Source organism: Psychromonas algarum (genome assembly GCF_004376845.1).
In the GTDB taxonomy this organism is placed as follows: domain Bacteria; phylum Pseudomonadota; class Gammaproteobacteria; order Enterobacterales; family Psychromonadaceae; genus Psychromonas.
Genome location: NZ_SNUW01000006.1, coordinates 182,982 through 209,870 on the forward strand (window position 1 = coordinate 182,982; position 26,889 = coordinate 209,870).

Below are 26,889 nucleotides of genomic sequence, written 5' to 3' on the forward strand. Positions count from 1 at the left end.
ATAAAGTGGTACATACTTGGTTGAAATATTTTATAAGGAGATCCCATTGATTTCAAATCCCCCTCATTCAGGTGTAAAGCACCTTTCTTTACAACGCTGGCCTTGGCTTTTGCTAGCAGCAAGTGCATTAATACTAGAACTAACAGCACTTTACTTTCAACATGTCATGAAACTTGAACCTTGTGTCATGTGTGTTTATGAACGTATTACTATGCTTGCTATATTTGCAGCAGGTTTAATTGGTGCAAGTGCACCCAATAATATTTTTGTCCGTTTATTGGCTTTTGCTGTTTGGGCTATTGGTGCTATTTGGGGATTATTGTTAGCAGTGGAACATACCAATTACCAAATGAATCCATCACCTTTTGCAACCTGTGACTTTTATCCGAATTTCCCTGAATGGTTACCACTACACGAACTTGTTCCTTGGTTATTTAATCCAACAGGTGATTGTTCTGATATCGTATGGACATTCCTAGGTTATTCTATGCCACAATGGTTAATAGTAAGTTTTGCAATCTATACCCTATTATTTTTAATTATTGCAGTAACTGCAATGTTACCAAGTAAAACAGTAGTGCATCGCAAATAAGCTATTAATCAATATCGCCTGTCTACTTACAAAAAAACCAAGTTTACACTTGGTTTTTTTATATTCACACTTTATTTTAAAAGAGAATGATCAGCAGGTAGATTCTTCATTATCCAGATAACTAATTTATGTCTAATATTGGCAGTATTTTCATCTGCTTCATTCAATGGGGTAATTAATTTATCCTGTACTAATAAACGATAAATACATTCTTGTTTATCTTTCACTGATGTCGTGGAATCAATCCCCGCATAGCCACGTTTTACAGCATATGCTGCACCTAATTTTATTGCATGTTGTAGCAACTGAGATTCATTTTTTATCTTTTTCATGCTTATTCTCGTAAATAGTTAATGCAACTGTCTCAAACGACCATGTAATATCATACACAAAATAAGTGTTTAGTTATGACTAACTTACAACATTTTAAATAAGTATATAAAGTTATTATTCACTTTTCCCTAACAGTTTTAATACCCCATTTTCATCTAATATTTCTATCCCTAATTCAGTGGCTTTACTTAGTTTTGAACCAGCAGCACTACCAGCAACAAGTGTGTTGGTTTTTTTAGAAACACTGCCAGCTACTTTAGCACCTAATGCTTGTAGGGCCGCTTTAATATCATTACGAGATATGGCTTCAAAACTACCTGTTATCACAAATGTTTTATCAGCTAACAACAATTCGCTTTGTGCAACTTCTTCAATATCAGGCCAATGGACCCCAACAGAGATTAATTCATCAACCACCATTAAGTTATGATCTTGACGGAAAAAATAATAAAGGTGTTTAGCAACAATATCTCCAACATCACTCACCGTTTTTAACGATTCAATTCCTGCATCTATAATGGCAGGCAGAGTTTTATAATGATTAGCTAGATTAGCGGCAGTCGCCTCTCCTACTTCACGAATACCTAAAGAATATAAAAAGCGTGCAAGCGTTGTTTTCTTACTTAGTTGTAAACTGTTAACAAGTTTTTTGGCTGACGTATTTCCCATACGAGGTAAACTAGAAAGTTGTTCAACTGTCAATGAGAATAATTGAGAAGGATCTTTTATCATTTTATGATCCACTAATAAATCCACCAATTTATCGCCTAACCCATCAATATCAAGCGCTTTACGTGATGCAAAATGTTTAATGGCTTGCTTACGTTGTGCCTCACAATATAAACCACCGGTACAACGTGTTACCGCTTCCCCTTCAATTCTTTCTACATCACTATTACATACAGGGCATGTTTCAGGGAAATGAATAATACGAGTCACATCATCATTACGCTGTTCTAAAACAACGCGAGCAACTTGTGGGATCACATCTCCCGCTCTACGCACGACAACAACATCACCAATTAAAATACCTAAACGCTCAATTTCATCTTTATTGTGCAGTGTGGCATTGGAAACAGTAACGCCGCCAACAAAAACTGGTTTTAATTTAGCAACAGGTGTAATCGCTCCTGTACGCCCCACTTGAAATTCGACATTTTCAACCGTAGTAACCGCTTCTTCAGCGGGAAATTTATAAGCAGTTGACCAGCGTGGTGCACGAGCAACAAAGCCCATTTGTTGCTGTAAATTAATATCATCTACTTTATAAACAACACCATCGATTTCATAAGCAAGTGAAGCTCTCTTTTTAGAAATATTTTCATAATATTCGTGACAAGCAGCCTCGCCCACAACTCGCTTCACTTCACTAGAGACCGGTAAACCCCAAGCTTTTAATTGTTCAATCCGTTGAAATTGGCTATTAGCTAACTCACCTTCAAATATACCAACTGCATAACAATAAAAAGCCAATGGTCGGCTCGCTGCAACTTTAGAATCAAGTTGACGTAAACTACCTGCAGCAGCATTACGAGGATTCACAAACGCTTTTTCACCCGCTTTAATAAGACCTTCATTTAATTTATTAAATCCGGCCTTTAACATAAAGACTTCCCCTCGAACTTCTAATAAAGGAGGTATATTTTCACCGCGTAATTTCAGTGGAAGATTAGCAATTGTTTTTACATTTTCAGTAACATTTTCACCTGTTACACCATCACCACGGGTTGCAGCTTGTACTAACACACCATCTTGATAAATAATACTAGCGGCTAAACCATCTAATTTGGGTTCAATACAAAAAGCGGTTTCAGTTAAAGGAGATTTATCAATTGCACGCTGCATAAAGTCATCTAGTGAATCTGCATCAAAGACATTATCAAGACTAAGCATAGGTAGTTGATGTGTTACCTGCTCAAATTTAGATAAAGCTACTCCCCCTACTTTTTGAGTCGGAGAGTTAGCAAGCAATAAAGTAGGATATGTCGATTCAAGTTGTTGTAACTGTTTAAAAATACGATCATATTCAGCATCAGGTACTGAAGGGGCATCCTGAACATAATACTGATAATTATATTCTTCTAATAATTCAGTTAACTGCTTTATCTCTTGTGCTATTTTTTTATTATCACTCATCAATCTTTGCTCTTATTTATTTTTACTAATAAAAAAACCTCGTAAACGAGGTTTTTTTAGGAGAGTATCCTGCATCAAAAAATTACGAATATTGTTTTAAACGATGACGATATTCAATAAATTGTTCTTTGGTTAATAATTCACGTTGCTCATTTAATACATCACAATTAAATTCATCTGCAATTTGCTCAACAGCTCGTAACATCATATCAAATGCTTTATTAACGCTAATCTTATCGTTTGGAGCAGTTAAGAAAAATGAAATACCCTGAGAGCTAAACTGTTCCATATGGTCAAGATCAAACGTTCCTGGAGCCATCATATTGGCAATACTAAATAATACTTCACCAGTACCATCAGAATGCTCATGTCGATGGAAGATATTCATTTCTCCAAAACGAAACCCAGATGTTAAAAAGAATTGTAACAATTCATGTCCGCCTAAACGCTTATCTTCTCTTGTAACAACATTAAAAATAAAAATATCGTTCTGTATTTTTGTTTGCTCTTGATTATTGTTAAATTCATCTTTAACAGCAGCATCATTATTAACTGGAGATAATTCGATATCAGCTTGAGTGGCGCCAATTTCAACTTCATGATCAAGTGTTGAATGACTTTTAATAACAGGATCCGAATCTATATTTTGATGATTGTCTACAATGAATTCAAACATTTCAGGTTCATCTTTTTCTTCTGTAGAAGAAAAAACAACATGTTCAATATCTTCTTTAATAGTGGCAGAAGATTGCTCTGACTCAATATTTTCAATTTGCTCAGACTCTTTCTCTTCTTGTTCAGCTTTTAGAGCAAGTTTATTTTTCCTATTTAATAAAAAACCGTGAATTAATACACCGGCAATCGCCAAAATACCAATAGCAATAAGAATAGATTGAAAGTTTTGCATTATTAATTCTCTTGATTCATATAGATAATTTAATTATAGGTAAATTACCTTGTATCGCACTGTGCGTCTATCATTTGCCATGATTTTTTTACAAAACTGCTAGGCAATTGATAAAAGAGGTGATTTATTAGCTGATATTTGCATTTTACAAGGTAATATTACCCTATATATCAATAACAAGGCTCAGTAATGAAAACAGAAAAAATCATAAAACAACCGTTAACTGGTATAGGATATTTAATCAAAGGTACACAACTACTCCGACACCCTAAATTAAGAGTTTTTGTGTTAATTCCATTACTCATCAATATTCTCATTTTTGCGAGTGCATTTTGGTTTTTATTTTCTAGCATCACCGAGTGGATAAACAGTTACATCGGAGACTTACCTGATTTTTTAAGTTGGTTATCTTATCTCTTTTGGCCAATTATAATTTTCTCTATTCTATTTGCCTTTTCATTTGTATTTTCTACCATTGCGAACCTTATTGCAGCGCCGTTTAATGGTTTATTAGCAGAAAAAACAGAAAATTTACTCACAAATTCATCTATTAATGATGATGGATGGAAAGAGTTATTAAAAGATTTACCAAGAATATTTAAGCGAGAATATCAGAAGTGGGTATATTTTTTACCACGTATGCTTTTATGCTTAATTCTATTTTTCATTCCTGTTATTGGACAAACTATTGCACCTGTTATTTGGTTTATATTTGCAGGATGGATGATGGCCATTCAATATGCTGATTATCCATTTGATAATCATAAAGTCCCCTTTGCTAAAATGAAGAAGATTTTAATCGCTCGTTTTGGAAAAAATATTACCTTTGGTATGGTGATCAGTATTTGTACAACAATACCTGTTTTAAACTTTATCATTATGCCCATTGCCGTCTGCGGAGCAACCGCTGCCTGGGTTGATATATATAAAAACCAAGTATTCGACGATGTAGTTGCAAATATTGAACAAAAATAAGTAATAAAAAAAGCCGTTCGCTCAAATAAATGAACGAACAGCTTGTTTTAAACTATTTGATGTAATCGCTATTAAATTAAATTAAGCTTTTTCACTTTCAAACCATTTATAAACAATACCCGCTAAAATAGCACCTACAATCGGCGCTACCCAGAATAACCACAACTGTGAAACAGCCCAATCACCTTGAAAAATAGCAACGGCAGTACTACGCGCAGGGTTTACAGAAGTATTAGTAACAGGAATACTAATTAAATGGATCAGTGTTAAACCTAAACCAATAGCAATCGGAGCAAAACCAACAGGAGCACGTTTATCTGTTGCACCTAAAATAATAATTAAGAACATAAAGGTTAAGACAATTTCAGTTGTTAATGCAGCTACTAGACTATAACCATCAGGTGAATGAGCACCATAACCATTTGAAGCGAAACCACTTGCAGCAGCATCAAATCCCATTTTTCCACTAGCGATTAAGTATAAAATAGCCGCGCCTGCAATACCGCCTAATACTTGTGCAATGATATACGGCACTAATTCATTTGCAGGGAAACGACCACCTGACCAAAGCCCTAATGAAACAGCAGGATTCAAATGACAACCAGAAATATGTCCGATTGCATAGGCCATTGTTAATACAGTTAAACCAAAAGCAAATGCAACACCAACAAAACCAATACCAAGTTCTGGATAACCTGCCGCTAATACAGCACTACCACAACCTCCTAATACTAACCAAAATGTACCAATAAACTCAGCACCTAACTTTTTAGTCAACGTCATAAATATTCCTTTATATTAAAGTATATAACCAATTGAAATCACACTGTTGTAATAACAAACTAATAGTAAACGCCAGATAATTAAAAAGTAAAGTAAAGTTATTGATTTGTTAAATAAAAGTAATTAACTACTGAATATTATATTGGTTATAAACGCGTAATTTTTGTGTTTTATCAAAAGCAATAACTTGGTAAGGATCATTATTTCCTTCCACATCCATACCAGGTGAAGATGCAGGCATGCCCGGTACTGCAATTCCTTGTATATCGTTTTTTTCAGAGAGTAAACGTTTGATATCAGCAACTGGAACATGACCTTCAATAACATAACCGTCAATAATGGCGGTATGGCATGAAGCTAGCTGAGTTGGCATAGACAAGTTTTTACGTAATTGATCATTATTATCTTGTTCAATCACTTTCACACTAATTCCAGCAGCTTGTATATGCTTAACCCAAGCACTACAACAGCCACAATAAGGTGACTTATATACAGTCATCTCAGTTGCTAACACCGTTCCACTAAAAAAGAATAAAAAAGTAAATAACAATTTAAAGTTAAAATTAAAATTAAACATATTTCACCTACATAGATTAAAAATAAAAGTACAAAACAAGTGTATTGCTAGGTACTGTTTGTGTTGTAAAGAAAATAATCTATGCCCCAAGGGGAGAGTCAAAAAGAAGATAAAGTAACAGTTCACACTTTTTAGTATTCGGGGAATAATAATATTAGTTAACAAGGGTATTAAGTTCTTGCTTTTGTTATACAATCAACTTTTGATTTATCCATTTATTTGAAAATGAAATCGTCATTTTCAATATGTAATTAGGTTTTATATGCGTTTCTGGCTAATTGTTTTTTTTCTTATCCCTTCTATCTCAGTAGCAGAATCTCGCCCTAAAATAGGCTTAGTATTAAGTGGAGGCGGGGCTAAAGGTGCTGCACATATAGGTGTATTAAAAGTACTCGAAAAGCATAACATTCCAGTCGATTATATTGCCGGTACCAGTATCGGTTCTTACGTGGGAGGACTATATGCATTAGGGTACAATGCTGATGAAGTGGAAGCTATTATGCTAAAAACTAATTTTGATAAAGGCTATTCTGACTATATTCCACGAGCCCAATTACAATACGAGGATAAACAGTTACGTGATAAATATAATATTCCAGTACGTATTGGTTATAGTGATGGCCGCTTCAAAATGCCAAGTGGTTTATTACTTGGACAATATGCTTTACAAGTATTAAAAAATTCTATCGGGGAAATTGGCGAGTTAGATAGTTTTGATCAATTACCTATTCCTTATCGTGCCGTTGCAACAGATATCTCGACCTCTAAAGCCACAATATTATCTACCGGAAGCTTAAGCCAAGCCATTAAAGCATCATCAACTGTTCCCGGTGCTTTAGAACCTATTGAGATAGATGGTCACTTATTAGTTGATGGTGGGATCACAAACAATATGCCTATTGATGTAGTCAAATCAATGGGAGCAGATATTATTATTGCTGTCGATATTGGTTCTTCTTTAATAGATCAAGAAAATATTCAAAGTACCGTAGATGTACTTGATCAATTATCTAATATCCTCACCATTAACACAACGAATAAGCAAAAAGAGTTATTAACAAAAAAAGATATTTTAATCCGCCCTAAAATCGATGACATTGATACGATGGATTTTTCAAAACTTGAAGATGCTTTAGTCCTAGGGGAAGATGCGGCTAACGACAACCTCGGAGAGCTACAGAAATTATCTGTATCTGATACGGAATACCAAGCTTATTTAGCAAAAAAACAAAATATTCGAGAGCAATGGACAGAGCAACTCGGTAAACCTGTCACTGCTATTCAATATAATAACCAATCGCTTATTAACGAAAACTATATTGCACAACATTTTAATATTAAAGAAGGAAATGTGGTTAATAAAGAACAACTAGAAGAAGCAATTCAAGCTGTATATGCACTTGACCGCTTTGAATTTGTCAATGCAGAATTTATTGATACTCCGGAAGGACGAACCGTTGTTTTAACCACTAAAGAAAAATCATGGGGGCCTGACTACTTATTGTTTGGTTTTTCATGGCAAGGAAACTTTACCAGTCATTCTATCGTTTCATTCGATTTTTCGTATTTGTTAACTGACATTACACCAACTGGTGGTACTTTAAAAAATGAGCTATCTCTAGGTTGGGAAACATTTGTAGGTACTGAATTTTATCAACCTTTTGATGAGAACTATAACTCCTTCGCTCGTCTTGCATTAAGTTACGAAGAAAATAAATATGCAGAATATAAAGGCTCAGTTCGTTATGCTCGCCCTGAACTAACTGATAGCAGCTTTTTATCTAAAACTGGTATTGGCTATCACTATACTGATTATGGTATTTCTGAAATAGGCCTATTGGCACAATATGGTGAGCTTCAATTTCATGATAGTAGTTTAGGGCTTGAGGTCGACTATTATAGTTACGGCGGTTATATAACCCTAGGTTACGACAATCTTAATAGTATCAATTTTCCCACTCAAGGTAATAAAATTGAATTAACAATTACTGCTCGAAAAGACTTCTATACTAAAGAAATCTTCGGTAGTGACACCGATAATAACCTTTCAATAGAATTTGATTGGCGTGGAGCATTCGGTTTAGGCAATCACACTTTTGTTGGAATAGCCTCAGCAGCAGCGTTACTTAATCAAAGTGATTTTAGTGTACGTTTAACTGAATTGGGTGGTTTTTTAAATCTATCTGGTTTTCAAAAGGACGCATTAATCGGTGTGAATAAAGCATTTGCTGCCGCTGTGTATCAATATGATCTTGGTCGAGAAGTTCCCGGTGGTACTGGTTTGCCATTGTATGCAGGCACCAGTCTTGAAGCTGGTAACGTATGGGGAATTAATGAAAATGTTTCTCCAAAAGAATTGATTACTTCAGGCAGTTTCTATTTAGGTACAGATACAGATTTTGGACCTGCCGTTATCGGTTTAGGGTACGCAACCAGTTTTAACTTTGATACAGAAGATCAAATAACCTTATTTTTCTCATTAGGGAAAAATTGGTAATAATACTAATCACAATAAATAGCAAAAAAAAACCTATCTCAATAAAATATTGGATAGGTTTGTATATTTACTCAATGTAGTTCATCAATACGACAAACTGAATCAATATCTAAGTATTATGCAGCAAAGTTTTTAGCTACAAATTCCCAGTTTACTAATGCCCAGAAACCATTTAAGTAGTTAGGACGAACATTACGGTAATCAATGTAATAAGCATGTTCCCATAAATCAACCGTTAATAAAGGTGTAGTACCTTCTTCAGTTAATGGGCAACCTGCATTTGAAGTGTTAACGATCTCTAAAGAACCGTCTGCTTTTTTCACTAACCAAGTCCATGAAGAGCCGAAGTTATTCACTGCTTTATCATTTAATTGTGCTTGGAACTCAGCAAATGAACCAAATTTAGCATCGATTGCAGCAGCAAGTTCACCAGTAGGTTCACCACCAGCATTTGGTGCTAGACAGTTCCAGTAGAACGTGTGATTCCAAATTTGTGCTGCATTATTAAAAACACCACCTTCAGAAGTTTTAATGATCTCTTCTAAAGATTTATCAGCTAATTCAGTACCTTCAACTAAACCATTTAATTTAGCAACATAAGTTGCATGATGTTTGCCGTGGTGAAAGTCTAATGTTTCTGCTGAGATATGTGGTTCTAATGCATCTTTTGCATAAGGTAGTGCTGGTAATTCAAAAGCCATTTAAATTCTCCTAATATAGGCTGGGGGGATATATTCTACAGGGACTATTTATACTTTCTTTATGAACAAAAATCCACAACAAAAATTGATCTGGATCATTCCCTATATATGCTAGAATAATCTCAAATTCGTAGTAAGATTGCACGCACTCAAGTACTATAATGTGCAATTGATTAACAATATTAAGTCGTTAAAGGAAAAATAATGGAAACTTTAGATAAAATTAAAGAGCAATTAAGTGAAAATACTATTTTGTTATACATGAAAGGCTCTCCAAAATTACCAAGCTGTGGTTTTTCATCACAAGCATCTCAAGCATTAATGCAATGTGGCCACCCTTTTGCTTATGTTGATATTCTACAGAATCCAGATATTCGCGCTGAATTACCAAAATATGCAAACTGGCCAACTTTCCCACAATTATGGGTAGAAGGTGAGTTAGTTGGTGGTTGTGACATTATTTTAGAAATGTTTCAACAAGGTGAATTACAGCCGTTGATTACAGCTGCAGCAGAGAAAGCAGAAGCGGCAAAATAATTGATTCTTTATAAGCAAAAAGACGCGATTAACAATTGTTAACCGCGTCTTTATATTTATATAACTAGCAATAATGTACTACTCTTCCTGCCAACCGCCTAATGCTTTATAACGATTGACCATATAATAAAATAATTCTGCAGTGACTTCCGTATCATATAAAGCAGAGTGTGCTTCGTTATTATCGTAAGGTACCCCAGCTTTTAAACATGCTTTAGCTAATACTGTTTGTCCTAATATTAAGCCCGCCATACTTGCTGTATCAAATGAAGCAAAGGGATGAAAAGGCATACGTTTTAACTTGCAACGCTCTGTCGCTTTATTAATAAATCCTTGGTCAAATGAAGCATTATGTGCAACTAAAATAGCACGGCTACATTCATTTTGTTTTTGATATTTACGTACTTTTTTAAATATTTCAGTTAAGGCTTCACGTTCATCAACCGCACCACGTAAAGGGTTAAAAGGATCAATACCCGTAAAACTTAATGCTTTGGGATCTAACTCAGCACCTTCAAAAGGCATCACATGAAAATGTATTTTATCAACACTTGTTAAGTACCCTTGTTCATCCATTTGCGGAAAAATAGCCGCAATTTCTAATATGGCATGACATTGAGAATCTAAGCCAGAGGTTTCAATATCAATTATTACTGGGTAAAAACCTCTAAATCGTGCTGCTAATTTATTATCCATTTGATCTCACTACTAAATAAAGTATGCAGATTATGCCAGAAAGTGATAGAAATCGCATAATTTTACACAACATATTTCATTTTCTATTTATTAATTAATGAATAGATAAAAAAGCTATAGCGAATAATTGCTCAAAAAAAATCCTCAACCTAGAGATAAGATTGAGGATTATATTACGTTAATGATAGCGTTAGAAACGGTAAGCAACACCAAGCATTAATGCAGAAGTACTTAAGGCATAAACTTTATCACTACTCGAACTTAATTTCGTCACTTCAACAAACTGTACGTCTGATTGATAAAATAAACGTGTTGATAAATGAGGAATTGCAGGGGGTTGATACTCTAAACCAAAACCAACATGTAGAGCAACATCACCACCATCAGCACTTTCTAGAGCAGAATAAACAGTGTTATCAGCCGATGACATATCAACATGAGATAAACCCGCTAATGCAAATGGACGTAAACCATTAGCAAATGTCCAGCCTACATTGGCAGCAACAGCAATAGACGTCGGTGAAAAAACAACTTCATGCGCTTTGTTTTTAACATCACCATAATCAGTGTAACTAAGCTCAAGGCCAACTACTCGGTTAAAATAATAACCGCCATAAATACTATAAGGAGTTCCACTAGTATCAGAAGCTTCATTTGAAGGATTTGTATTATCTACAACAAAACCTTTATCACCACTGGGCGCATAATCTTTAGATAACCCACCATCATTATAAGCGGATGTACCAGCAGCCCCACCTAAGTAGAAACCTTTTGCCATAACATTGGCAGAAAATGCTAAGCTAGTCGCAGATAATAAAATAGTAGTAAGTATTATTTTTTTCATAATGTATCCGTAAAATCATAAACAATGAATCGACTTTACACCTCAAACAAAAAAAAACCATAAAGCAGCTAAATCATGACTTTTAATTAACTTTAAAAAGTTAAATACAAACAGTAGTTATAATATTGATTTTAAGGTGAATAAAAGCAGAGGTGAAAACACAGTCTAAATGAATTTAATCTTACTATAAATGTTGTCAATCATTAATTTAAATAACATTTGAAAGGATGATGCAATTAAAAAATGCTGTTTATTTTAAGTACAAAACAGCATTTAATTATAAAAATAGGGAGTATTATTTCTTCATTTTAGATAACAAGTCTGCAAAAGGGTTATAAGTTGCAGTTGCTACATTTTCATCTCCCGCTTCTACATGACTACCATATAAATCGGCTTGGGTATATTTATCATGCTCATGATCATGACAATATATACACAGTAACTCCCAATTACTGCCATCAGCAGGGTTATTGCTGTGATCATGATCCATATGGTGCACGGTCAACTCTTTTAAATTTGAATAAACAAATTCTCGAGTACATTTTCCACATACCCAAGGAAATAACTTTAATGCTTTATCACGATAATTGCTTTCTAAACTTTTATAATTGCTTGGAATATAAGCCATCACTACCTCTGCTCTCTTAAGAACGCTATTTTTAAAGTAAATATTTCTTCATAATATGTTTTCAGTCGTAATAAGTGAACAACTTAACAATAAAATAAACAGCGAATACGGTGAAATTTAATATGCCCTTCCATTTAAGTAAACATTAGTTTCAACTTACTGTAAGCTAACTATGTAATTAATCCATCACGCGATATAAATAAGATAAATACACATGCAAACAAATGATCCACTACACGGTGTTAAATTGGCACAAATACTGACTGAATTACAAACTAAACACACATGGACTGCAATGGGTGAAAAATTAGGGATTAAATGCTTTTTAAATAATCCAACACAAAAATCCTGTTTAAAATTTTTACGCCAAACTCCGTGGGCAAGAAGTCGTGTAGAAATATTGTATTTAAAAACCTTTTGTAGCAAACACCCTGAAACTTCAAAGTTGATCCGTAGCATTCTAGCCACTCAAAATAACAAGCAACAAACAGAAGTTAAAAAAGAACCTAAAAAACCATCTGTAATAAAAAGTAACGATGGATTTGAATGGGCAAAAATTAACAATAAATAAAGCTATGAAGAAACACTATGATCTGTGTTATTATCGCGCGCCTAAAATAACTAATGTCTAAACTAGGAATAGCTCATGACCCAACAAAAAAAGTTCGATTACCAAATCAAACAGGACGCTAATACCTGGAGTGCAGAAATCACCCGTCGTATTAGTGCTCGTAGAAGTAGTATCTCTAAGCGACAAGATGGTTTTGTCACTGAAGCATTAGCCATTGAATGGGCTACAGCTGAATTAGCTGGCTTTTTAGAAAAGCAAAAACAAGCAAATGTACGTAAATCAGAACGCCGTACTGAACGTAATGAATTAGCAGCAAAAGCATTAGCAGAAAAAGAAGCTAAAAATGCAGCATTCTTAGCAAAAAGAGAAGAATCTCGAGCATTAGCACTTGAAGCTGCTGACGACGATGATTTTGATTACGACGAAGAGTAAAGTCGTTTTAATTTACGATAAGTTTTTCTTACCTCTTAGATCCGCATAATAAGTGCAATTTATAAGGTTAGATAGTCAGCTGTTATGCTTCACCATTTTCTCAGTAAAAGAAATGGCTAATGAACGACCAACAGCTGACATAATAAAAACGATATCAGGTTTTTACATCCATTAAGTAACCCCTCCTCTACAAAGACGCTAGATCATCCCCCTCTCATACGTTATTTATTGAGTAACCAACAATATTAGTGGCTGCATAAACGATTGCATTTATGACTTATACCCATGCATTAAGTATATGATCTAAATTTTGCGCAGAAAAAACAATTCAATTCGAAGCGTAAATTGAGATAAATGGTTGTTCCATTTACGAAATTTATAACAGAGAAGAGAGATGTTTTAGTCTGCAAAATAGATCAGCTATTTACTATGATTGGTATTAATCCAATAATTGATTAAAAAGAGTTTGTTTTGCATCAATAACCGACTAATTTACTTGGTTATAGTAGCGACATTAATTAGTCAGAGGTAACAACAATGAGTGAATCAATTCACGGTCATGAAGTAATAGAAATGATTGCTACATCAGAAAGAACTTATACTAAACAAGCATTGAAATTAGAAATTGCCACTAAATTTGGTGACCATGCTCGTTTTCATACTTGTATGGGGAGTGATTTAACTGCTGATGAGCTAATTGCATTTTTAACATCTAAAGGAAAGTTCATTGAATCTAATGAAGAGATCCATATGTCTGAAAATCATACTTGTTAATATAAATTAATCATTTTCAGTTAACTTCTATTGAGATGTTATAACTTCACTACTAAAGCTATGACATCCCAATAAGCACTAATCGTTTATTAAGCACAAGCTGAAAGAGATAACTGATTCATTGCAATTGGCTCTAAACAGGCTTCTAATTCTTCTTCAGTTGTAGGTATAACTCCTAATTCAAATAACTCTCTAGAACCCAACATATATGCAGTTGTTTGTCCATGATCATGATGAAACCACTTACCTAATAAACAAATATCGGTGTAACACTTCTCTTCCATATGTAACTTCATACATATCCTTTTCTACATCCCAGATTTAATGAAGTTTAAGTGTACAAAAAGTTACATTAACAAATCGTTAACTTAACTCAATAATTTGAATTAACTTTAATTTCACAACCTTTGTTTGATTAAGGTCAATTTACAATACTTATAAGCACTAGTTACATGCCATTACTATATTGCTTTAAAAAAATATAATTAAAACATGAACAACATCTAATTTATAAGAATTAATATCGCTTATATATAAATCTTTTTTATCTAAAAAAAGATTAAAAATAGTTATTGCAATTTGAATAAAACAGACCTGACTTACAGTCTTTTGTTAGTAAGTACTAACCACTAAATGACCTAGTAATTTATCCACAAATTTATCCACTAATATAGCTATAGTTATCACTTGAAATTATCATAAAAAGCTTTATCTTGTGTGCATTCATTAAAATCAACACTATATGTTGTGTTTTAATTGAACAACTACTACTAAAGCCAATAACTGCTTGTATTTAATGCAAGTAATTATTTTGCTCTTCGATAAAGGCAAAAAAATGAACAAAAACCTGACTGTAACCAAACGAAATGGTAAAAGAGAAAGCATTGACCTTGATAAAATTCATCGCGTTATCACGTGGGCGGCAGAAGGTCTAACTAATGTTTCTGTTTCACAGGTTGAGTTGAACTCTCACATTCAGTTTTATGATGGAATTCGTACTGATGATATCCATGAAACCATTATTAAAGCAGCGGCCGATCTTATTTCAGAAGAGTCTCCTGATTATCAATATTTAGCGGCACACCTAGCTGTATTCCATTTACGTAAACGTGCTTACCAACGTTTTACACCACCAAGTGTGTTTGAGCATGTCAGTAAAATGGTTTCAAAAGGTAAATACGATGAACATTTATTAGAAGATTATAGCAAGCAAGAATTTGAAGAAATGGAAACGTTTATCGATCACAGTCGTGATTTAAACTTTTCATACGCTGCAGTTAAACAGCTAGAGGGTAAATATCTTATCCAAAACCGTGTTAGCGGTGAAATATATGAAAGCGCACAATTTTTGTATCTATTAGTTTCTGCTTGTTTATTTGCTAATTATGATAAAGATGTGCGTCTTGATTACGTAAAACGTTTTTATGATGCAACCTCTCAATTTAAAATTTCCTTACCAACACCAATTATGTCTGGTGTACGTACACCAACCCGTCAGTTTAGCTCATGTGTCTTAATTGAAGCGGATGATAGTTTAGATTCGATCAATGCAACCGCGAGTTCAATTGTTAAGTATGTATCACAACGTGCAGGAATTGGTATTAACGCTGGCCGTATTCGCGCAATGGGCAGTAATATTCGAGGTGGTGAAGCATTCCATACTGGTTGTATTCCATTTTACAAATACTTCCAAACAGCGGTTAAATCTTGTTCTCAAGGCGGCGTTCGTGGTGGTGCTGCGACAGTATTCTACCCAATTTGGCATTTAGAAGTTGAATCATTATTAGTATTAAAAAATAACCGAGGTATTGAATCTAACCGTGTTCGTCACCTTGATTATGGTGTACAACTAGGTCGTTTGTTCTACCAACGTTTAATTGATAAAAAAGACATTACATTATTTAGCCCTTCTGATACTCCTGGCTTATATGATGCATTTTTTGAAGATCAAGATGAATTTGAGCGTTTATACCATCAATACGAAGCTGATGAATCTATTCGTCAAACGTCTATTCCAGCAGTACGTTTGTTCTCATTATTAATGCAAGAACGAGCAAGTACTGGTCGTATTTATATCCAAAATGTTGACCATTGTAATACTCATAGTCCATTTGATAGTAAAGTCGCACCAGTACGTCAAAGTAACTTATGTTTAGAAATTGCGTTACCAACTAAACCGCTACAACATATTATGGATGAAGAAGGTGAAATCGCACTTTGTACGCTATCAGCACTTAACTTAGGTGCGATTGAATCATTAGATGAAATTGAACCTTTAGCTGAATTAGCAGTGCGTGCATTAGATAACCTATTGGATTACCAAGACTATCCTATTATTGCAGCAGAAAAGAGCAGCATGAATCGCCGTACGTTAGGTATAGGTGTTATTAACTACGCATATTACTTAGCGAAAAATGGTGTTAAATATTCTGATGGTAGTGCGAACAACTTAACGCATAAAACTTTTGAAGCAATTCAATTTTATCTGTTAAAAGCATCAAATAAACTAGCAAAAGAACGTGGTGCCTGCCCTAAATTTAACGAAACACGTTATGCTCAAGGTATTTTACCTTTAGACAATTACAAAAAATCATTGGATACTATTTGTAATGAAGAGTACCACTTAGATTGGGAAACATTACGTCAAGATATTGTTAGAGATGGCTTACGTAACTCTACATTATCAGCATTAATGCCTTCTGAAACATCAAGTCAGATATCTAATGCTACGAACGGTATTGAGCCTCCACGTGGTTTCATCAGTATCAAAGCCAGCAAAGATGGTATTTTAAAACAAGTTGTTCCAGAGTTTGATAAATACAAAGAAAACTACGAATTATTGTGGAGCATTCCTAATAATCAAGGTTACTTAGAGCTAGTTGGTATCATGCAAAAGTTTGTTGACCAAGCAATTTCAGCAAATACAAACTACGATCCAAAACGTTTTGAAGATGGCAAAGTGCCAATGACTGTTTTACTTAAAGATCTATTAATGGCTTACAAAATGGGATTAAAAACACTTTATTATCATAATACACGTGATGGTGCAGACGATGAAAAAGTAATGGAAAAAGAAGATGATGATTGTGCAGGCGGAGCTTGTAAAATCTAATCTTTGATACCTGCTATTACCCTCATAAATTAAGGATGTGTTTTACACATCCTTTTTTATTACCCCTAATATTTATTATTAAAAAATTAATTCAAATTAATATCATCATTTAGGAAATTTAAATACACCTTCTCGGGTCTTTATTTTTAAGCTATCTATTAAGCACTTATATATATGGAATATATTTGTTTAGCAGCAATAAAAAATAATAGATAAAAACTCGATTTAAGATGTTTTAACAGGTTAAACAAAACCTTATAAATCATCTAACTGTATTTCCCTAAAGGCGATCAATTATGCTTAAAAAAATCACCCTACTGTTACTTGCTGTATTATTAATCGGCTTGTTCTTTCATTTTAACTTGAATCAATTACTCACTTTAGAAGGCCTAAAGGGATCAATGGAGCAATTTAATGAATGGAAAGAGCAATCACCCGTTACAATTATTGGCGCTTTTTTTCTGTTATATATTCTAGTTACAGCTTTAGCATTGCCTGGAGCTGCTATCTTAACTTTAGCCGCAGGTGCTTTATTTGGATTATTAAACGGATTCGTGATTGTTTCTTTTGCTTCTAGTATTGGAGCAACGCTGTCTTTCTTAGTATCTCGTTATCTTTTACGTGATTCATTAAAACAACGCTTTCCTGAACGTTTAAAAGCCATTGATGAAGGCGTCAAAAAAGAAGGCGCTTTCTATCTATTTACATTACGTTTAGTGCCAGTGTTTCCTTTCTTTTTAATCAACCTATTAATGGGCGTGACGGCACTTAAATCATGGACTTTCTATTGGGTAAGCCAAGTGGGTATGCTAGCGGGCACCTTTGTTTACGTTAATGCTGGTACGCAACTAGCACAAATCGATAGTCTTTCGAACATTTTATCGTTTAACTTAATTCTTTCGTTTGTTTTATTAGGCGTTTTTCCATTGATTGCAAAAATAATTATTAACATTATTAAAAAGCGTCGTGTTTACAAAAACTGGACTAAACCCGCTAAGTTCGACCGTAATATGGTTGTTATTGGTGCGGGTGCAGGTGGATTAGTAACAAGCTATATTGCCGCAGCAGTGAAAGCAAAAGTCACTTTAATTGAAGCCGGTGAAATGGGTGGTGACTGTCTGAACTATGGTTGTGTCCCGAGTAAAGCCATCATCAAAAGTGCAAAAATTGCCGAGCAAATTCGCAATGCACACCATTACGGTTTGGAAGACTCTACTCCACAATTTTCATTCAAAAAAGTAATGGCACGTGTTCACCAAGTAGTTGCAGATGTTGCACCTCACGATAGCGTTGAGCGTTACACAAAGTTAGGTGTTGAAGTGGAAAAAGGCTATGCCAAAATTCTTGACCCGTGGACAGTACAAATTAGTTATGCTGACGGAACCACTAAAAAACTCACCACTCGTAGTATTGTGATTGCAACAGGTGCTCGTCCATTTGTACCACCACTACCTGGTATAGAAGAAACGGGTTATGTCACCAGTGATACTTTATGGAATGAATTTGCAAAATTAGAAGAAGCACCTAAGAAACTAGTGGTACTAGGCGGTGGGCCAATCGGTTCAGAGTTAGCACAAAGTTTTGCACGTTTGGGTTCTGAAGTGACACAAATAGAAATGGCTGAACGCATCATGATCAAAGAAGATCTTGAAGTGTCTGAGTTTGCAACAGAATCACTAAAAGAAAGTGGTGTTAATATCTTAACCTCACACCAAGCATTACGTTGTGAAGCAAAAGACGGTAAGAAATTCATTATCGTAAAACATAATGATCAAGAGATTGAAATTGAATATGACCAACTATTATGTGCTGTGGGTCGTAGCGCTCGTTTAACGGGTTACGGCTTAGAGGAATTAGGAATTGAAACTAACCGCACTATTTTAACCAATGAATATTTAGAAACGCTGTACCCTAATATTTTTGCAGCAGGTGATATTGTAGGTCCTTACCAATTTACTCACGTTGCAGCTCATCAAGGTTGGTATGCAGCGGTGAATGGTTTATTTGGTAATTTGAAAAAATTCAAAGTGGATTACCGTGTTATTCCATGGACAACGTTTATTGATCCAGAGGTAGCTCGAGTAGGTATTAATGAAGCGGAAGCAAAAGAAAAAGGTATTGATTATGAAGTGACACGCTTTGATTTTGAAGAGTTAGACCGTGCAATTACAGATAGTGCAACCAAAGGTTTCATTAAAGTGATCACACCAAAAGGTAAAGACAAAATTCTAGGCGTTACTGTGGTTTCTGAGCACGCAGGTGATTTAATTGCAGAGTTTGTATTAGCGATGAAACATGGTTTAGGGCTGAACAAAATATTGGGAACAATTCACAGTTACCCAACATGGGCTGAAGGTAACAAATATGCTGCAGGCGAATGGAAACGTAATCACGCGCCAGAAACTGTTTTAAATTGGTTAGAGAAATATCATACATGGAGACGCGGTTAATGTTTTTTATGAAAAATCTAAGTTCAAAAAAAATCAACAATGCGAGCTCTTTTATGCGTTTAGCATTGGGTGCAGTTTTGTTAATAAACCCATTAATCAGTCATGCTAATGGCATTTCAAACAATGACTCTTCTGTGCATAACATAAGCTCGCCAACAACAGAAGTGGTCAAACCCAATCTACATGCAGATTGGCAAACACTACTTAGCCAATATATTAAACCGATCAATAATGGCCATAGCACAGCCGTTGATTATACTGGTATAAAAAAACAGCAAGCACTATTACAGAGTTACCTTAAACGTTTAAGTAAGGTCTCACAAAAGGAGTTTGATGCTTGGTCAAACTCAAAACAATTAGCTTTTTTAATCAATGCTTATAATGCCTGGACCATTGAGTTTATTCTTACTGAATACCCAAATATTGAATCAATTAAAGATTTAGGTAGTTTCTTTAATTCTCCATGGGATAAAGCATTTATTCCTTTATTAGGTAAAAAAGTCAGCTTAAATGATATCGAACACGGGTTAATTCGTGGTAGTGATCGTTATAATGATCCACGTATTCATTTTGCAGTTAACTGTGCAAGCATTGGCTGCCCAGCTTTAAGTGAAGAAGCTTATACGGAGAATAAACTAGAGACGCAATTAACAGTACAAACAGAGCGTTTTTTAACAGATTCAAGTCGTAACTATATTAAAGGCAATAAGTTGTATTTATCCTCTATCTTTAAATGGTATGGCGATGACTTTGAAAAAGGTTTTAGAAATACAAACTCTATACAAACCTTTATATTGTTATATGCAGATGCTTTAAAGTTAAGTGATGCTCAAAAGTTAGCATTAAGTAAACAGGACTTTACTATTAAATTTTTAGATTACAATTGGAAGTTGAATGCAACAAACTAACTATTATAGACAGCTGATAAGGATAATTAGCTGTCATTTTAGCGCTTTATTTTTACTACAGGGCTTATTACTGGGTATAACGTTACTGGGAGTAATGTTTAGTAGTCATGCTTCAGCGCAGTCTAATCAATCTATGCCAGAAAATTGGCAACAGATTGAACAACAAGGACGTAACCAGCCTGTTTATTTTCATGCGTGGGGAGGCGATGCTCAAATTAATAATTACATTCAATGGGTTGCCCGCCGGGTTAAAGAAAAATACCAAATAGATTTACAACATGTAAAGCTCACCAATACCAGTGAAGCAGTAAGCCGAGTATTAGCTGAAAAATCAGCGAAGAACCATAAAAATGGGCAAGTTGATTTAATTTGGATCAACGGAGCTAATTTTGCCTCCATGGCAGAGCACCAATTATTAGTCAAAGATTGGGTTAGAACCATACCTAATTTTTCCTTAACAAATCCAAGTAACAACCCTGCTATGACACGTGATTTTGGCGTACCGACTGGTGGAATGGAGGCGCCTTGGGGTCAAGCAGCCCTCACCTTTTATTATGACCAGTTAAAAGTTAAGCAGCCTCCGCAATCTCTGCCACAGTTATTAAATTGGAGTAAACAAAACCCTGGTCGCTTTACTTACCCTAAACCACCAGCATTTTTGGGTATAAGCTTTTTAAAATATACATTAATTATTTTAAATGAATCACAACCTGAACACATAAAAGAACAACTTTATCTTCCAGCAACAGCTGAAAGCCAAACACTATTATTACCACCATTGTGGGCATACTTAGCGCAATTACATCCTTATTTATGGCGTCAAGGTAAACACTTTGAATCCAATGGCTTAGCAATGAGACGTTTAATGGCCGATGGCGAATTACAAGTATCTTTTACCTTTTCAGCAGCTGAAATCCCCTCTGCGATTAGTCGCTATGACCTACCAGACACAACGCGTGCCTATAGGATGCAAGATGGTAGTTTAAGCAATGTTCACTTTATTGCGATCCCCTATAACTCTGCTCATCGTGATAGTGCGAAATTAGTCGTTAACTTCTTGTTAAGCCCAGAAGCACAAGCTAAAAAACAGCAAGCATCGGTTTGGGGAGATAGTAGCGTGTTAGACTTATCACAATTAAATACTTTTGAAAAATCGCTATTTAATAGCAATGAGAAAAAGCATCCCAGTACAATCATTGAAAATATAGACAACACTCGTTTATTAAGTGAATTGCACCCTAGCTGGGTAAAAGTCATCTCGGAACAATGGATTGCCCGTTATGGAGTGCAATAATGATTGTCCCTAATACTGTATTTACACGCACCATTGCAAGCACACCAACTTTACTCATTTTATTATTAGTGGTACCTGTCCTTGGTGGTTTATTAGGTTTGTTATTACCCGCTTTTGGCTGGTTACCTGCGCTTAACTCAACTGAATTTAATTTACTTGGATTTGAACATCTTTTGGCAACACCTGGTATCGAACGTATGGTGTTACTGAGCTTTACAACTAGTTTAATCAGTACCTTATTCGCGTTTTTGATCACTATCTTAATATTAGCGAGTTATTTTAATAGTCCATGGCTACATAGGATCCAGCGTCTCTTAGGGCCTGTATTAGTCATTCCTCATGCAGCAGCAGCAATTGCAATTGGATTTCTGATCACCCCTTCAGGATTTATATCTCGAGTTTTTTCACCTTGGTTAAGTGGATGGGATAATCCACCTGACTGGTTACTTCCTAACGACCCTTATGGGTTAAGTATTATTTTAGGTTTAACGCTAAAAGAATTACCTTTTCTGTTATTAATTGCATTAGGTGTATTAGCGCAACCAGAAATCGGAAGAACCTTAAAAGCACAACATAAAGTCGCATTAAGTTTGCAGTATTGCCCTATGACAGCTTTTTTTAAAGTCATTTTACCGACACTTTACGGATATATGCGTTTACCTATTTTGGCGGTATTAGCTTATTCCAGTGCTAGCGTCGAGATCCCATTAATTTTAGGACCTAATACTCCACCTACTTTAGCGGTTGCGATCATGCAGTGGTTTCATGATCCTGATTTAAGTTTACGTATTCAAGCATCGTCAGGGGCTATCTTACAAATTGCTATCACATTATTAGTCTTAGCAACATGGACTCTATTAGAGCGCCTTACCAAAAAATTGCTGCTCGGAAAACTCACTAATGGTCAACGCGAAGTCGGAGGTATGTTCATTAAGCAGTTTACTAATGCACTTACATTTATGATGCTGAGTATGATTGGATTCGCGTTAATCGCTATGCTGTTGTGGTCATTTTCTGGTTTTTGGTCTTTCCCTGATTTGCTGCCACAACAACTTGTTAGCCTGCATTGGCAATCGGCACTTACACAAATGCAAGCGCCGCTATGGAATACATTAAAAATAGCTCTTACTACGGCATTACTAGCCATTGTATTAACCTTATTTGTACTAGAAGCGGAGCAACAAACCACTAAAAATATTGCTGTAATCAGTGGCTTTATTATCTACTTACCCTTACTTGTGCCTAGCATCGCCTTTTTATTTGGCTTGGTATGGGTATTGGAACAGATAAATAGCCAACACTCTTTTATTAATGTGGTATTAGCTCACCTGCTTTTTGTCTTACCCTATGTATTTTTATCCTTGGCCACCAGCTACCGCCGTTTAGATCCTCGTTTTAGTGCTGTAGCTGCAAGTTTAGGTGCAAGCCCAGCTAAGATTTTCTGGCAATTAAAATTACCTTTATTATTCGCACCAATTTTAATTGCTTGTGCCTTAGGGTTAGCTATTAGTTTTGGTCAGTATTTACCGACATTATTAGCAGGTGCAGGGCGACTTAATACCATCACCACTGAAGCGGTTACCTTAGCAAATGGAGCAAGTCGTAGAACCAGTGCTGTATACGCTTTAGTGCAAATGTTATTACCCGCTTTATTCTTTTTATTAGCTTGGTTACTACCAAAGCTTTTCTTCCGCGCATCAAGTGAGGACATTAAATGAAAACTCAATCCCCTCCTTCATTAGACATTCGCCATTTGCTGTTAAAGCAAAATGAGAAAACGTTACTGTCGCTTAATGAAGTCATTAAAGGTGGAGAAATACTCACTATAATGGGACCTTCAGGCAGTGGTAAATCCACACTACTTAACTGGTTGGTTGGTATGTTACCCAGTAATTTTCAGGCAACAGGTGAATTGTATTTAAATGAGAGCAACATTACTCATAGTGCAAGCCATGTTCGACACATTGGATTGCTTTATCAAGATCCTTTGTTATTTCCTCACTTAACCGTTGAAGGTAATATTGCCTTTGCTATGCCTGCAGGTAATAAACAACAGCGTCTTGATAAAATTAATGAAGCATTAGATCAGGTAGGTCTTACAGGTATGGGCAAACGCTTTCCACAAAGTTTATCCGGAGGACAACAAGCACGTATTGCCTTATTACGAGTTTTATTAAGTAAACCCAAAGCCATTTTATTAGATGAGCCTTTTAGTAAATTAGACAGTCAATTACGTCAAGAAACACGTCAGTTAGTATTTGAGCAAATACAGCGTCATTGTTTACCTGCTGTGATGGTCACACATGATCAGAGTGATGCAACTGCCGCGCAGGGAAAAGTGATTACATTAAATTCCACCTCGTAATCCAATCATTTACACATAATAGGAAAGCACATGCTAGATAAATTTATCACTCCTTATATCAAACCTATATTAATGCCTATTGTGGTGCAATTAGATAAACGCAAGGTACATGCAGACCAAGTAACTTTAGTGGGTTTTGGCATCGGTTTATTAGCCTTACCACTGCTAGCAGCACAACTTTGGACGGCAGCATTAGTCATGATAGTGCTTAATCGTGTACTCGATGGTTTAGATGGTGCACTTGCTCGTTATCAACAACAATCGAATAGTGCGGGTGGATATTTAGATATCTGTGTCGACTTCTTATTTTATGCCGCTATTCCATTAGGTTTTGCTTTAGCCGAACCTATTGAAAATGCATTGCCTGCCACCGTCTTATTAGCTGTTTTTATTGGCACGGGTTCCAGTTTTTTAGCATTTGCGATCCCAGCAGAAAAGCTAAATTTAGCACGTCCACAATTTGCTAATAAAAGCTTTTATTTTTTAAATGGATTAACTGAAGGCACTGAGACTATCGCCTTTTTTGTCGCTTTTTGCCTATGGCCAACTTACTTCCCAGAGCTTGCTTATAGTTTTGCATTGTTAGGTGCGATCACTATTTTCACTCGTATTCATGGTGGCTACCAAACCTTAAAAAACAAATAAAAGTAATGTAGAAAATTATATTGAAAACGGCATAATACGCGACATAGAAAATAGCAGGATAATTTATGATGATCGACGATACATTTATTCGACTAGGTGTTTTTTTTCTTGTTCTAGTTGTAATGATAGGATTAGAAATTCGCTCACCCGCAAGGCAACTTCCTAAATCGACAAAACTACCCATTGTTAGTAAAAGTAAGGCCCAAATAATCCGATTATTAGGTAATTATGGGATCACCATTATATCTGCTGTGGTAGCAAGATTATTACTACCGGTAGGATTAGTGGGGGTTGCAGTTTTCAGCACAGATCATGACTGGGGGATATTTAACCTAATTCCAATACCTAGTTGGTTAACTATTATTTTAAGCCTTTTATTATTAGATTTATTAATATATTGGCAACACCGTTTATTCCATGAAATACCCTTATTATGGAAGTTACATCGAGTCCATCATGCAGATCCTCATGTTGATAGCAGCACTGGGTTACGCTTTCATCCATTAGAAATAGTAGCGAGTTTACTAATTAAGGCACTTGCTATTTTTATGCTGGGGATCCCTGCTGTAGCCGTTATTCTTTTTGAAGTTTTACTCAATGGATTTGCCATTTTTAATCATGCCAACATTCGTTTACCGCATCGTATTGAAAGTGTTGCTCGACGTTTTATCATGACTCAAATATTACATCGGATCCATCATAGTCAACGAGTCGATGAGAATAACTGTAATTATGGGTTTAGTGTCATCTGGTGGGATCACTTATTCTTAAGCTACACCGATAAATCCACCAAACTAGACTCAAAAATTGAACTTGGGCTTGCTGAATACCCTGATGCAAAGCAAAACACTCATTTACTGGGATTATTAATGATGCCCTTTAAAAGAAATGAATAGCCCAAAAGCTGATTTTAATAGTGAAGATAAAACCTGTCTTTGTTAAGATGTCGAAAATTAAAATGCCTAACGGAGAGTCACATGGCTTACACTACTTTCTCTACTCTTTCTAACGATGCACTTAAAGAGCCAATGTTTTTTGGTAACCCTGTTAACGTGGCTCGTTATGATCAACAAAAATTTGAAGTATTTGAAAAATTAATTGAAAAACAGCTTTCATTTTTTTGGCGTCCTGAAGAGATTGATGTAAGTCGAGATCGTATCGATTTTTTAAATCTTCCTGATCATGAGCAACATATCTTCATCTCAAATTTAAAATATCAAACACTGCTTGATTCAATTCAAGGTCGTAGCCCAAATGTTGCATTATTACCTATCGTATCACTACCTGAACTAGAAACTTGGATTGAAACATGGGCATTTTCTGAAACAATCCACAGCCGTAGTTATACGCATATTTTACGTAACCTATTCACTGATCCAAATGAAGTGTTTGAAGATATTGTTAATAATAATGAAATTCAAAAGCGTGCAATTGATATTTCATATTATTATGACGAACTGATCCATGCAGTGCAGTTCATGCAATTACATGGTTTAGAGCAAACTAAAGTTGAGTATATTAATCTTCAAGGTAAAGCAGAAAAAATTACTTTACGTGATATTAAGAAAAAATTATATCTATGTATCTGCTCTACTAACGCATTAGAAGCAATTCGTTTTTATGTCTCTTTTGCATGTTCATTTGCTTTTGCTGAACGCGATTTATTAGAAGGTAATGCAAAAATAATTAAATTAATCGCCCGCGATGAAGCCTTACATTTAAATTCAACACAACAAATTTTAAACCTATGGGCTGATGGCAAAGATGATCCTGAAATGGCTGAAATTGCATTAGAATGTTTTGCAGAAGGACGTGAAATTTTCTTAAAAGCAGCACAACAAGAAAAAGAATGGGCGCAATATTTATTTAAAGATGGCTCAATGATTGGTTTAAATGAACAAATTTTATGCCAATACGTAGAGTATATTTCTAACCAACGTATGCAGGCCATTGGTTATGAAGCTCCTTTTGAAGTTAAAAATAACCCAATCCCATGGATTAATCATTGGTTAGTCAGTGACAACGTACAAGTTGCACCACAAGAAGCTGAAATAAGCTCTTACTTAGTGGGACAAATTAATAGTTCCGTTGATAGTGAAGACTTAAGTACATTTGAGTTATAAACATCATTA

The 26,889-nt window shown here is 35.2% G+C and carries 26 protein-coding genes; 16 read left to right on the plus strand and 10 right to left on the minus strand.

Going from position 1 to position 26,889, the window contains the following annotated elements; all coding sequences use genetic code 11:
• The first annotated feature begins 46 nt into the window (after nucleotides 1-46).
• Nucleotides 47-592 carry a disulfide bond formation protein DsbB gene (gene dsbB / locus E2R68_RS07255; protein ID WP_243834626.1) on the plus strand — a complete coding sequence of 182 codons (546 nt, stop codon included), beginning with the start codon at nucleotides 47-49 and terminating at the stop codon, nucleotides 590-592.
• Nucleotides 593-663: 71 nt separating this feature from the next.
• Here the strand turns inward: dsbB and E2R68_RS07260 are convergent, their stop codons facing one another.
• The 3 genes from E2R68_RS07260 to zipA all read right to left on the minus strand — a co-directional run bounded on the left by E2R68_RS07260 (nucleotide 664) and on the right by zipA (nucleotide 3,968).
• Complete coding sequence (locus E2R68_RS07260) at nucleotides 664-924, minus strand: DUF5062 family protein (RefSeq protein WP_134276896.1); 261 nt, start codon at nucleotides 922-924, stop codon at nucleotides 664-666.
• A 115-nt stretch (nucleotides 925-1,039) separates the two neighbouring features.
• A complete protein-coding gene (ligA, locus tag E2R68_RS07265; RefSeq protein WP_134276898.1) occupies nucleotides 1,040-3,061 on the minus strand; it encodes an NAD-dependent DNA ligase LigA in 2,022 nt (673 codons plus the stop codon).
• 82 nt (nucleotides 3,062-3,143) lie between these two features.
• A complete protein-coding gene (zipA, locus tag E2R68_RS07270) occupies nucleotides 3,144-3,968 on the minus strand; it encodes a cell division protein ZipA (RefSeq protein ID WP_134276900.1) in 825 nt (274 codons plus the stop codon).
• Between the two features lie 189 nt (nucleotides 3,969-4,157).
• On the opposite strand from zipA, the gene cysZ reads away from it, so the two are divergent.
• Nucleotides 4,158-4,943 carry a sulfate transporter CysZ gene (gene cysZ, locus E2R68_RS07275; protein ID WP_134276902.1) on the plus strand — a complete coding sequence of 262 codons (786 nt, stop codon included), beginning with the start codon at nucleotides 4,158-4,160 and terminating at the stop codon, nucleotides 4,941-4,943.
• Nucleotides 4,944-5,024: 81 nt separating this feature from the next.
• Here cysZ and aqpZ read toward each other — a convergent pair whose 3' ends face one another.
• Together aqpZ and E2R68_RS07285 are read right to left on the minus strand one after the other, a co-directional pair.
• The gene (gene aqpZ, locus E2R68_RS07280; protein ID WP_134276903.1) at nucleotides 5,025-5,726 is read right to left on the minus strand and encodes an aquaporin Z; all 702 of its coding nucleotides are present in this window, start codon (nucleotides 5,724-5,726) and stop codon (nucleotides 5,025-5,027) included.
• Nucleotides 5,727-5,853: 127 nt separating this feature from the next.
• Nucleotides 5,854-6,303: a DUF411 domain-containing protein gene (locus tag E2R68_RS07285; RefSeq protein WP_134276904.1), complete on the minus strand. Its 450-nt coding sequence runs from the start codon at nucleotides 6,301-6,303 to the stop codon at nucleotides 5,854-5,856.
• A gap of 262 nt (nucleotides 6,304-6,565) precedes the next feature.
• On the opposite strand from E2R68_RS07285, the gene E2R68_RS07290 reads away from it, so the two are divergent.
• Complete coding sequence (locus E2R68_RS07290) at nucleotides 6,566-8,800, plus strand: patatin-like phospholipase family protein (protein WP_134276906.1); 2,235 nt, start codon at nucleotides 6,566-6,568, stop codon at nucleotides 8,798-8,800.
• A gap of 116 nt (nucleotides 8,801-8,916) precedes the next feature.
• Here the strand turns inward: E2R68_RS07290 and sodB are convergent, their stop codons facing one another.
• A complete protein-coding gene (sodB, locus tag E2R68_RS07295) occupies nucleotides 8,917-9,501 on the minus strand; it encodes a superoxide dismutase [Fe] (RefSeq protein WP_134276908.1) in 585 nt (194 codons plus the stop codon).
• Nucleotides 9,502-9,705: 204 nt separating this feature from the next.
• On the opposite strand from sodB, the gene grxD reads away from it, so the two are divergent.
• Nucleotides 9,706-10,038 (plus strand): Grx4 family monothiol glutaredoxin, encoded by a 333-nt coding sequence (grxD, locus tag E2R68_RS07300; RefSeq protein ID WP_134276909.1) that lies wholly within the window; start codon nucleotides 9,706-9,708, stop codon nucleotides 10,036-10,038.
• Nucleotides 10,039-10,116: 78 nt separating this feature from the next.
• On the opposite strand, the gene rnt is transcribed toward grxD, so the two are convergent.
• From rnt to E2R68_RS07315, 3 genes are all read right to left on the minus strand, one after another.
• A complete protein-coding gene (gene rnt / locus E2R68_RS07305) occupies nucleotides 10,117-10,734 on the minus strand; it encodes a ribonuclease T (RefSeq protein ID WP_134276911.1) in 618 nt (205 codons plus the stop codon).
• 190 nt (nucleotides 10,735-10,924) lie between these two features.
• Nucleotides 10,925-11,578, minus strand: a complete 654-nt coding sequence (locus tag E2R68_RS07310; RefSeq protein ID WP_134276913.1) for an outer membrane protein — start codon at nucleotides 11,576-11,578, stop codon at nucleotides 10,925-10,927.
• A gap of 295 nt (nucleotides 11,579-11,873) precedes the next feature.
• Nucleotides 11,874-12,206 (minus strand): YajD family HNH nuclease, encoded by a 333-nt coding sequence (locus E2R68_RS07315; protein ID WP_134276915.1) that lies wholly within the window; start codon nucleotides 12,204-12,206, stop codon nucleotides 11,874-11,876.
• A gap of 214 nt (nucleotides 12,207-12,420) precedes the next feature.
• Between E2R68_RS07315 and E2R68_RS07320 the strand changes: the two genes are divergently transcribed.
• The 3 genes from E2R68_RS07320 (at nucleotide 12,421) to E2R68_RS07330 (ending at nucleotide 13,983) form a co-directional block, all read left to right on the plus strand.
• On the plus strand, nucleotides 12,421-12,777 hold the full coding sequence (locus E2R68_RS07320; RefSeq protein WP_134276917.1) for a VF530 family protein: 357 nt from the start codon (nucleotides 12,421-12,423) through the stop codon (nucleotides 12,775-12,777).
• 75 nt (nucleotides 12,778-12,852) lie between these two features.
• A complete protein-coding gene (locus E2R68_RS07325; RefSeq protein WP_134276919.1) occupies nucleotides 12,853-13,209 on the plus strand; it encodes a DUF3622 domain-containing protein in 357 nt (118 codons plus the stop codon).
• 537 nt (nucleotides 13,210-13,746) lie between these two features.
• On the plus strand, nucleotides 13,747-13,983 hold the full coding sequence (locus tag E2R68_RS07330) for a YecH family metal-binding protein (protein WP_134276921.1): 237 nt from the start codon (nucleotides 13,747-13,749) through the stop codon (nucleotides 13,981-13,983).
• A gap of 89 nt (nucleotides 13,984-14,072) precedes the next feature.
• Here E2R68_RS07330 and E2R68_RS07335 read toward each other — a convergent pair whose 3' ends face one another.
• Nucleotides 14,073-14,279: a hypothetical protein gene (locus E2R68_RS07335; RefSeq protein ID WP_134276923.1), complete on the minus strand. Its 207-nt coding sequence runs from the start codon at nucleotides 14,277-14,279 to the stop codon at nucleotides 14,073-14,075.
• Between the two features lie 539 nt (nucleotides 14,280-14,818).
• On the opposite strand from E2R68_RS07335, the gene nrdA reads away from it, so the two are divergent.
• From nrdA to nrdB, 9 genes are all read left to right on the plus strand, one after another.
• Nucleotides 14,819-17,095 carry a class 1a ribonucleoside-diphosphate reductase subunit alpha gene (gene nrdA / locus E2R68_RS07340; RefSeq protein WP_134276925.1) on the plus strand — a complete coding sequence of 759 codons (2,277 nt, stop codon included), beginning with the start codon at nucleotides 14,819-14,821 and terminating at the stop codon, nucleotides 17,093-17,095.
• Nucleotides 17,096-17,391: 296 nt separating this feature from the next.
• A complete protein-coding gene (locus E2R68_RS07345; protein WP_134276927.1) occupies nucleotides 17,392-19,545 on the plus strand; it encodes a dihydrolipoyl dehydrogenase family protein in 2,154 nt (717 codons plus the stop codon).
• Nucleotides 19,545-20,453, plus strand: a complete 909-nt coding sequence (locus E2R68_RS07350) for a DUF547 domain-containing protein (RefSeq protein WP_243834627.1) — start codon at nucleotides 19,545-19,547, stop codon at nucleotides 20,451-20,453. The genes E2R68_RS07345 and E2R68_RS07350 overlap by 1 nt, the downstream gene beginning before the upstream one ends.
• A 94-nt stretch (nucleotides 20,454-20,547) precedes the next feature.
• Entirely contained in the window at nucleotides 20,548-21,747 is a 1,200-nt protein-coding gene (locus tag E2R68_RS07355; protein WP_243834628.1) for an ABC transporter substrate-binding protein, read from the plus strand.
• Nucleotides 21,747-23,465 (plus strand): ABC transporter permease, encoded by a 1,719-nt coding sequence (locus E2R68_RS07360; protein ID WP_134276930.1) that lies wholly within the window; start codon nucleotides 21,747-21,749, stop codon nucleotides 23,463-23,465. Before E2R68_RS07355 ends, E2R68_RS07360 begins: the two co-directional genes overlap by 1 nt.
• Nucleotides 23,462-24,112 carry an ATP-binding cassette domain-containing protein gene (locus E2R68_RS07365; RefSeq protein ID WP_134276932.1) on the plus strand — a complete coding sequence of 217 codons (651 nt, stop codon included), beginning with the start codon at nucleotides 23,462-23,464 and terminating at the stop codon, nucleotides 24,110-24,112. Before E2R68_RS07360 ends, E2R68_RS07365 begins: the two co-directional genes overlap by 4 nt.
• Before the next feature lie 30 nt (nucleotides 24,113-24,142).
• Nucleotides 24,143-24,757: a CDP-alcohol phosphatidyltransferase family protein gene (locus E2R68_RS07370; protein ID WP_134276934.1), complete on the plus strand. Its 615-nt coding sequence runs from the start codon at nucleotides 24,143-24,145 to the stop codon at nucleotides 24,755-24,757.
• A gap of 68 nt (nucleotides 24,758-24,825) precedes the next feature.
• Complete coding sequence (locus tag E2R68_RS07375) at nucleotides 24,826-25,653, plus strand: sterol desaturase family protein (protein ID WP_134277021.1); 828 nt, start codon at nucleotides 24,826-24,828, stop codon at nucleotides 25,651-25,653.
• An 81-nt stretch (nucleotides 25,654-25,734) separates the two neighbouring features.
• A complete protein-coding gene (nrdB, locus tag E2R68_RS07380; protein WP_134276936.1) occupies nucleotides 25,735-26,880 on the plus strand; it encodes a class Ia ribonucleoside-diphosphate reductase subunit beta in 1,146 nt (381 codons plus the stop codon).
• The last annotated feature ends 9 nt before the right edge of the window (nucleotides 26,881-26,889 follow it).

Coding starts and splice junctions, on each gene's coding strand:
- E2R68_RS07345 (WP_134276927.1), top strand. CDS start 17,392: ATGCTTAAAAAAATCACCCTACTGTTACTTGCTGTATTATTAATCGGC.
- E2R68_RS07355 (WP_243834628.1), top strand. CDS start 20,548: ATGTTTAGTAGTCATGCTTCAGCGCAGTCTAATCAATCTATGCCAGAA.
- E2R68_RS07320 (WP_134276917.1), top strand. CDS start 12,421: ATGCAAACAAATGATCCACTACACGGTGTTAAATTGGCACAAATACTG.
- E2R68_RS07350 (WP_243834627.1), top strand. CDS start 19,545: ATGTTTTTTATGAAAAATCTAAGTTCAAAAAAAATCAACAATGCGAGC.
- nrdB (WP_134276936.1), top strand. CDS start 25,735: ATGGCTTACACTACTTTCTCTACTCTTTCTAACGATGCACTTAAAGAG.
- E2R68_RS07325 (WP_134276919.1), top strand. CDS start 12,853: ATGACCCAACAAAAAAAGTTCGATTACCAAATCAAACAGGACGCTAAT.
- cysZ (WP_134276902.1), top strand. CDS start 4,158: ATGAAAACAGAAAAAATCATAAAACAACCGTTAACTGGTATAGGATAT.
- E2R68_RS07285 (WP_134276904.1), bottom strand. CDS start 6,303: ATGTTTAATTTTAATTTTAACTTTAAATTGTTATTTACTTTTTTATTC.
- E2R68_RS07365 (WP_134276932.1), top strand. CDS start 23,462: ATGAAAACTCAATCCCCTCCTTCATTAGACATTCGCCATTTGCTGTTA.
- rnt (WP_134276911.1), bottom strand. CDS start 10,734: ATGGATAATAAATTAGCAGCACGATTTAGAGGTTTTTACCCAGTAATA.
- E2R68_RS07375 (WP_134277021.1), top strand. CDS start 24,826: ATGATCGACGATACATTTATTCGACTAGGTGTTTTTTTTCTTGTTCTA.
- E2R68_RS07335 (WP_134276923.1), bottom strand. CDS start 14,279: ATGAAGTTACATATGGAAGAGAAGTGTTACACCGATATTTGTTTATTA.
- E2R68_RS07360 (WP_134276930.1), top strand. CDS start 21,747: ATGATTGTCCCTAATACTGTATTTACACGCACCATTGCAAGCACACCA.
- E2R68_RS07290 (WP_134276906.1), top strand. CDS start 6,566: ATGCGTTTCTGGCTAATTGTTTTTTTTCTTATCCCTTCTATCTCAGTA.
- sodB (WP_134276908.1), bottom strand. CDS start 9,501: ATGGCTTTTGAATTACCAGCACTACCTTATGCAAAAGATGCATTAGAA.
- E2R68_RS07370 (WP_134276934.1), top strand. CDS start 24,143: ATGCTAGATAAATTTATCACTCCTTATATCAAACCTATATTAATGCCT.
- E2R68_RS07330 (WP_134276921.1), top strand. CDS start 13,747: ATGAGTGAATCAATTCACGGTCATGAAGTAATAGAAATGATTGCTACA.
- E2R68_RS07310 (WP_134276913.1), bottom strand. CDS start 11,578: ATGAAAAAAATAATACTTACTACTATTTTATTATCTGCGACTAGCTTA.
- E2R68_RS07260 (WP_134276896.1), bottom strand. CDS start 924: ATGAAAAAGATAAAAAATGAATCTCAGTTGCTACAACATGCAATAAAA.
- nrdA (WP_134276925.1), top strand. CDS start 14,819: ATGAACAAAAACCTGACTGTAACCAAACGAAATGGTAAAAGAGAAAGC.
- ligA (WP_134276898.1), bottom strand. CDS start 3,061: ATGAGTGATAATAAAAAAATAGCACAAGAGATAAAGCAGTTAACTGAA.
- zipA (WP_134276900.1), bottom strand. CDS start 3,968: ATGCAAAACTTTCAATCTATTCTTATTGCTATTGGTATTTTGGCGATT.
- aqpZ (WP_134276903.1), bottom strand. CDS start 5,726: ATGACGTTGACTAAAAAGTTAGGTGCTGAGTTTATTGGTACATTTTGG.
- grxD (WP_134276909.1), top strand. CDS start 9,706: ATGGAAACTTTAGATAAAATTAAAGAGCAATTAAGTGAAAATACTATT.
- E2R68_RS07315 (WP_134276915.1), bottom strand. CDS start 12,206: ATGGCTTATATTCCAAGCAATTATAAAAGTTTAGAAAGCAATTATCGT.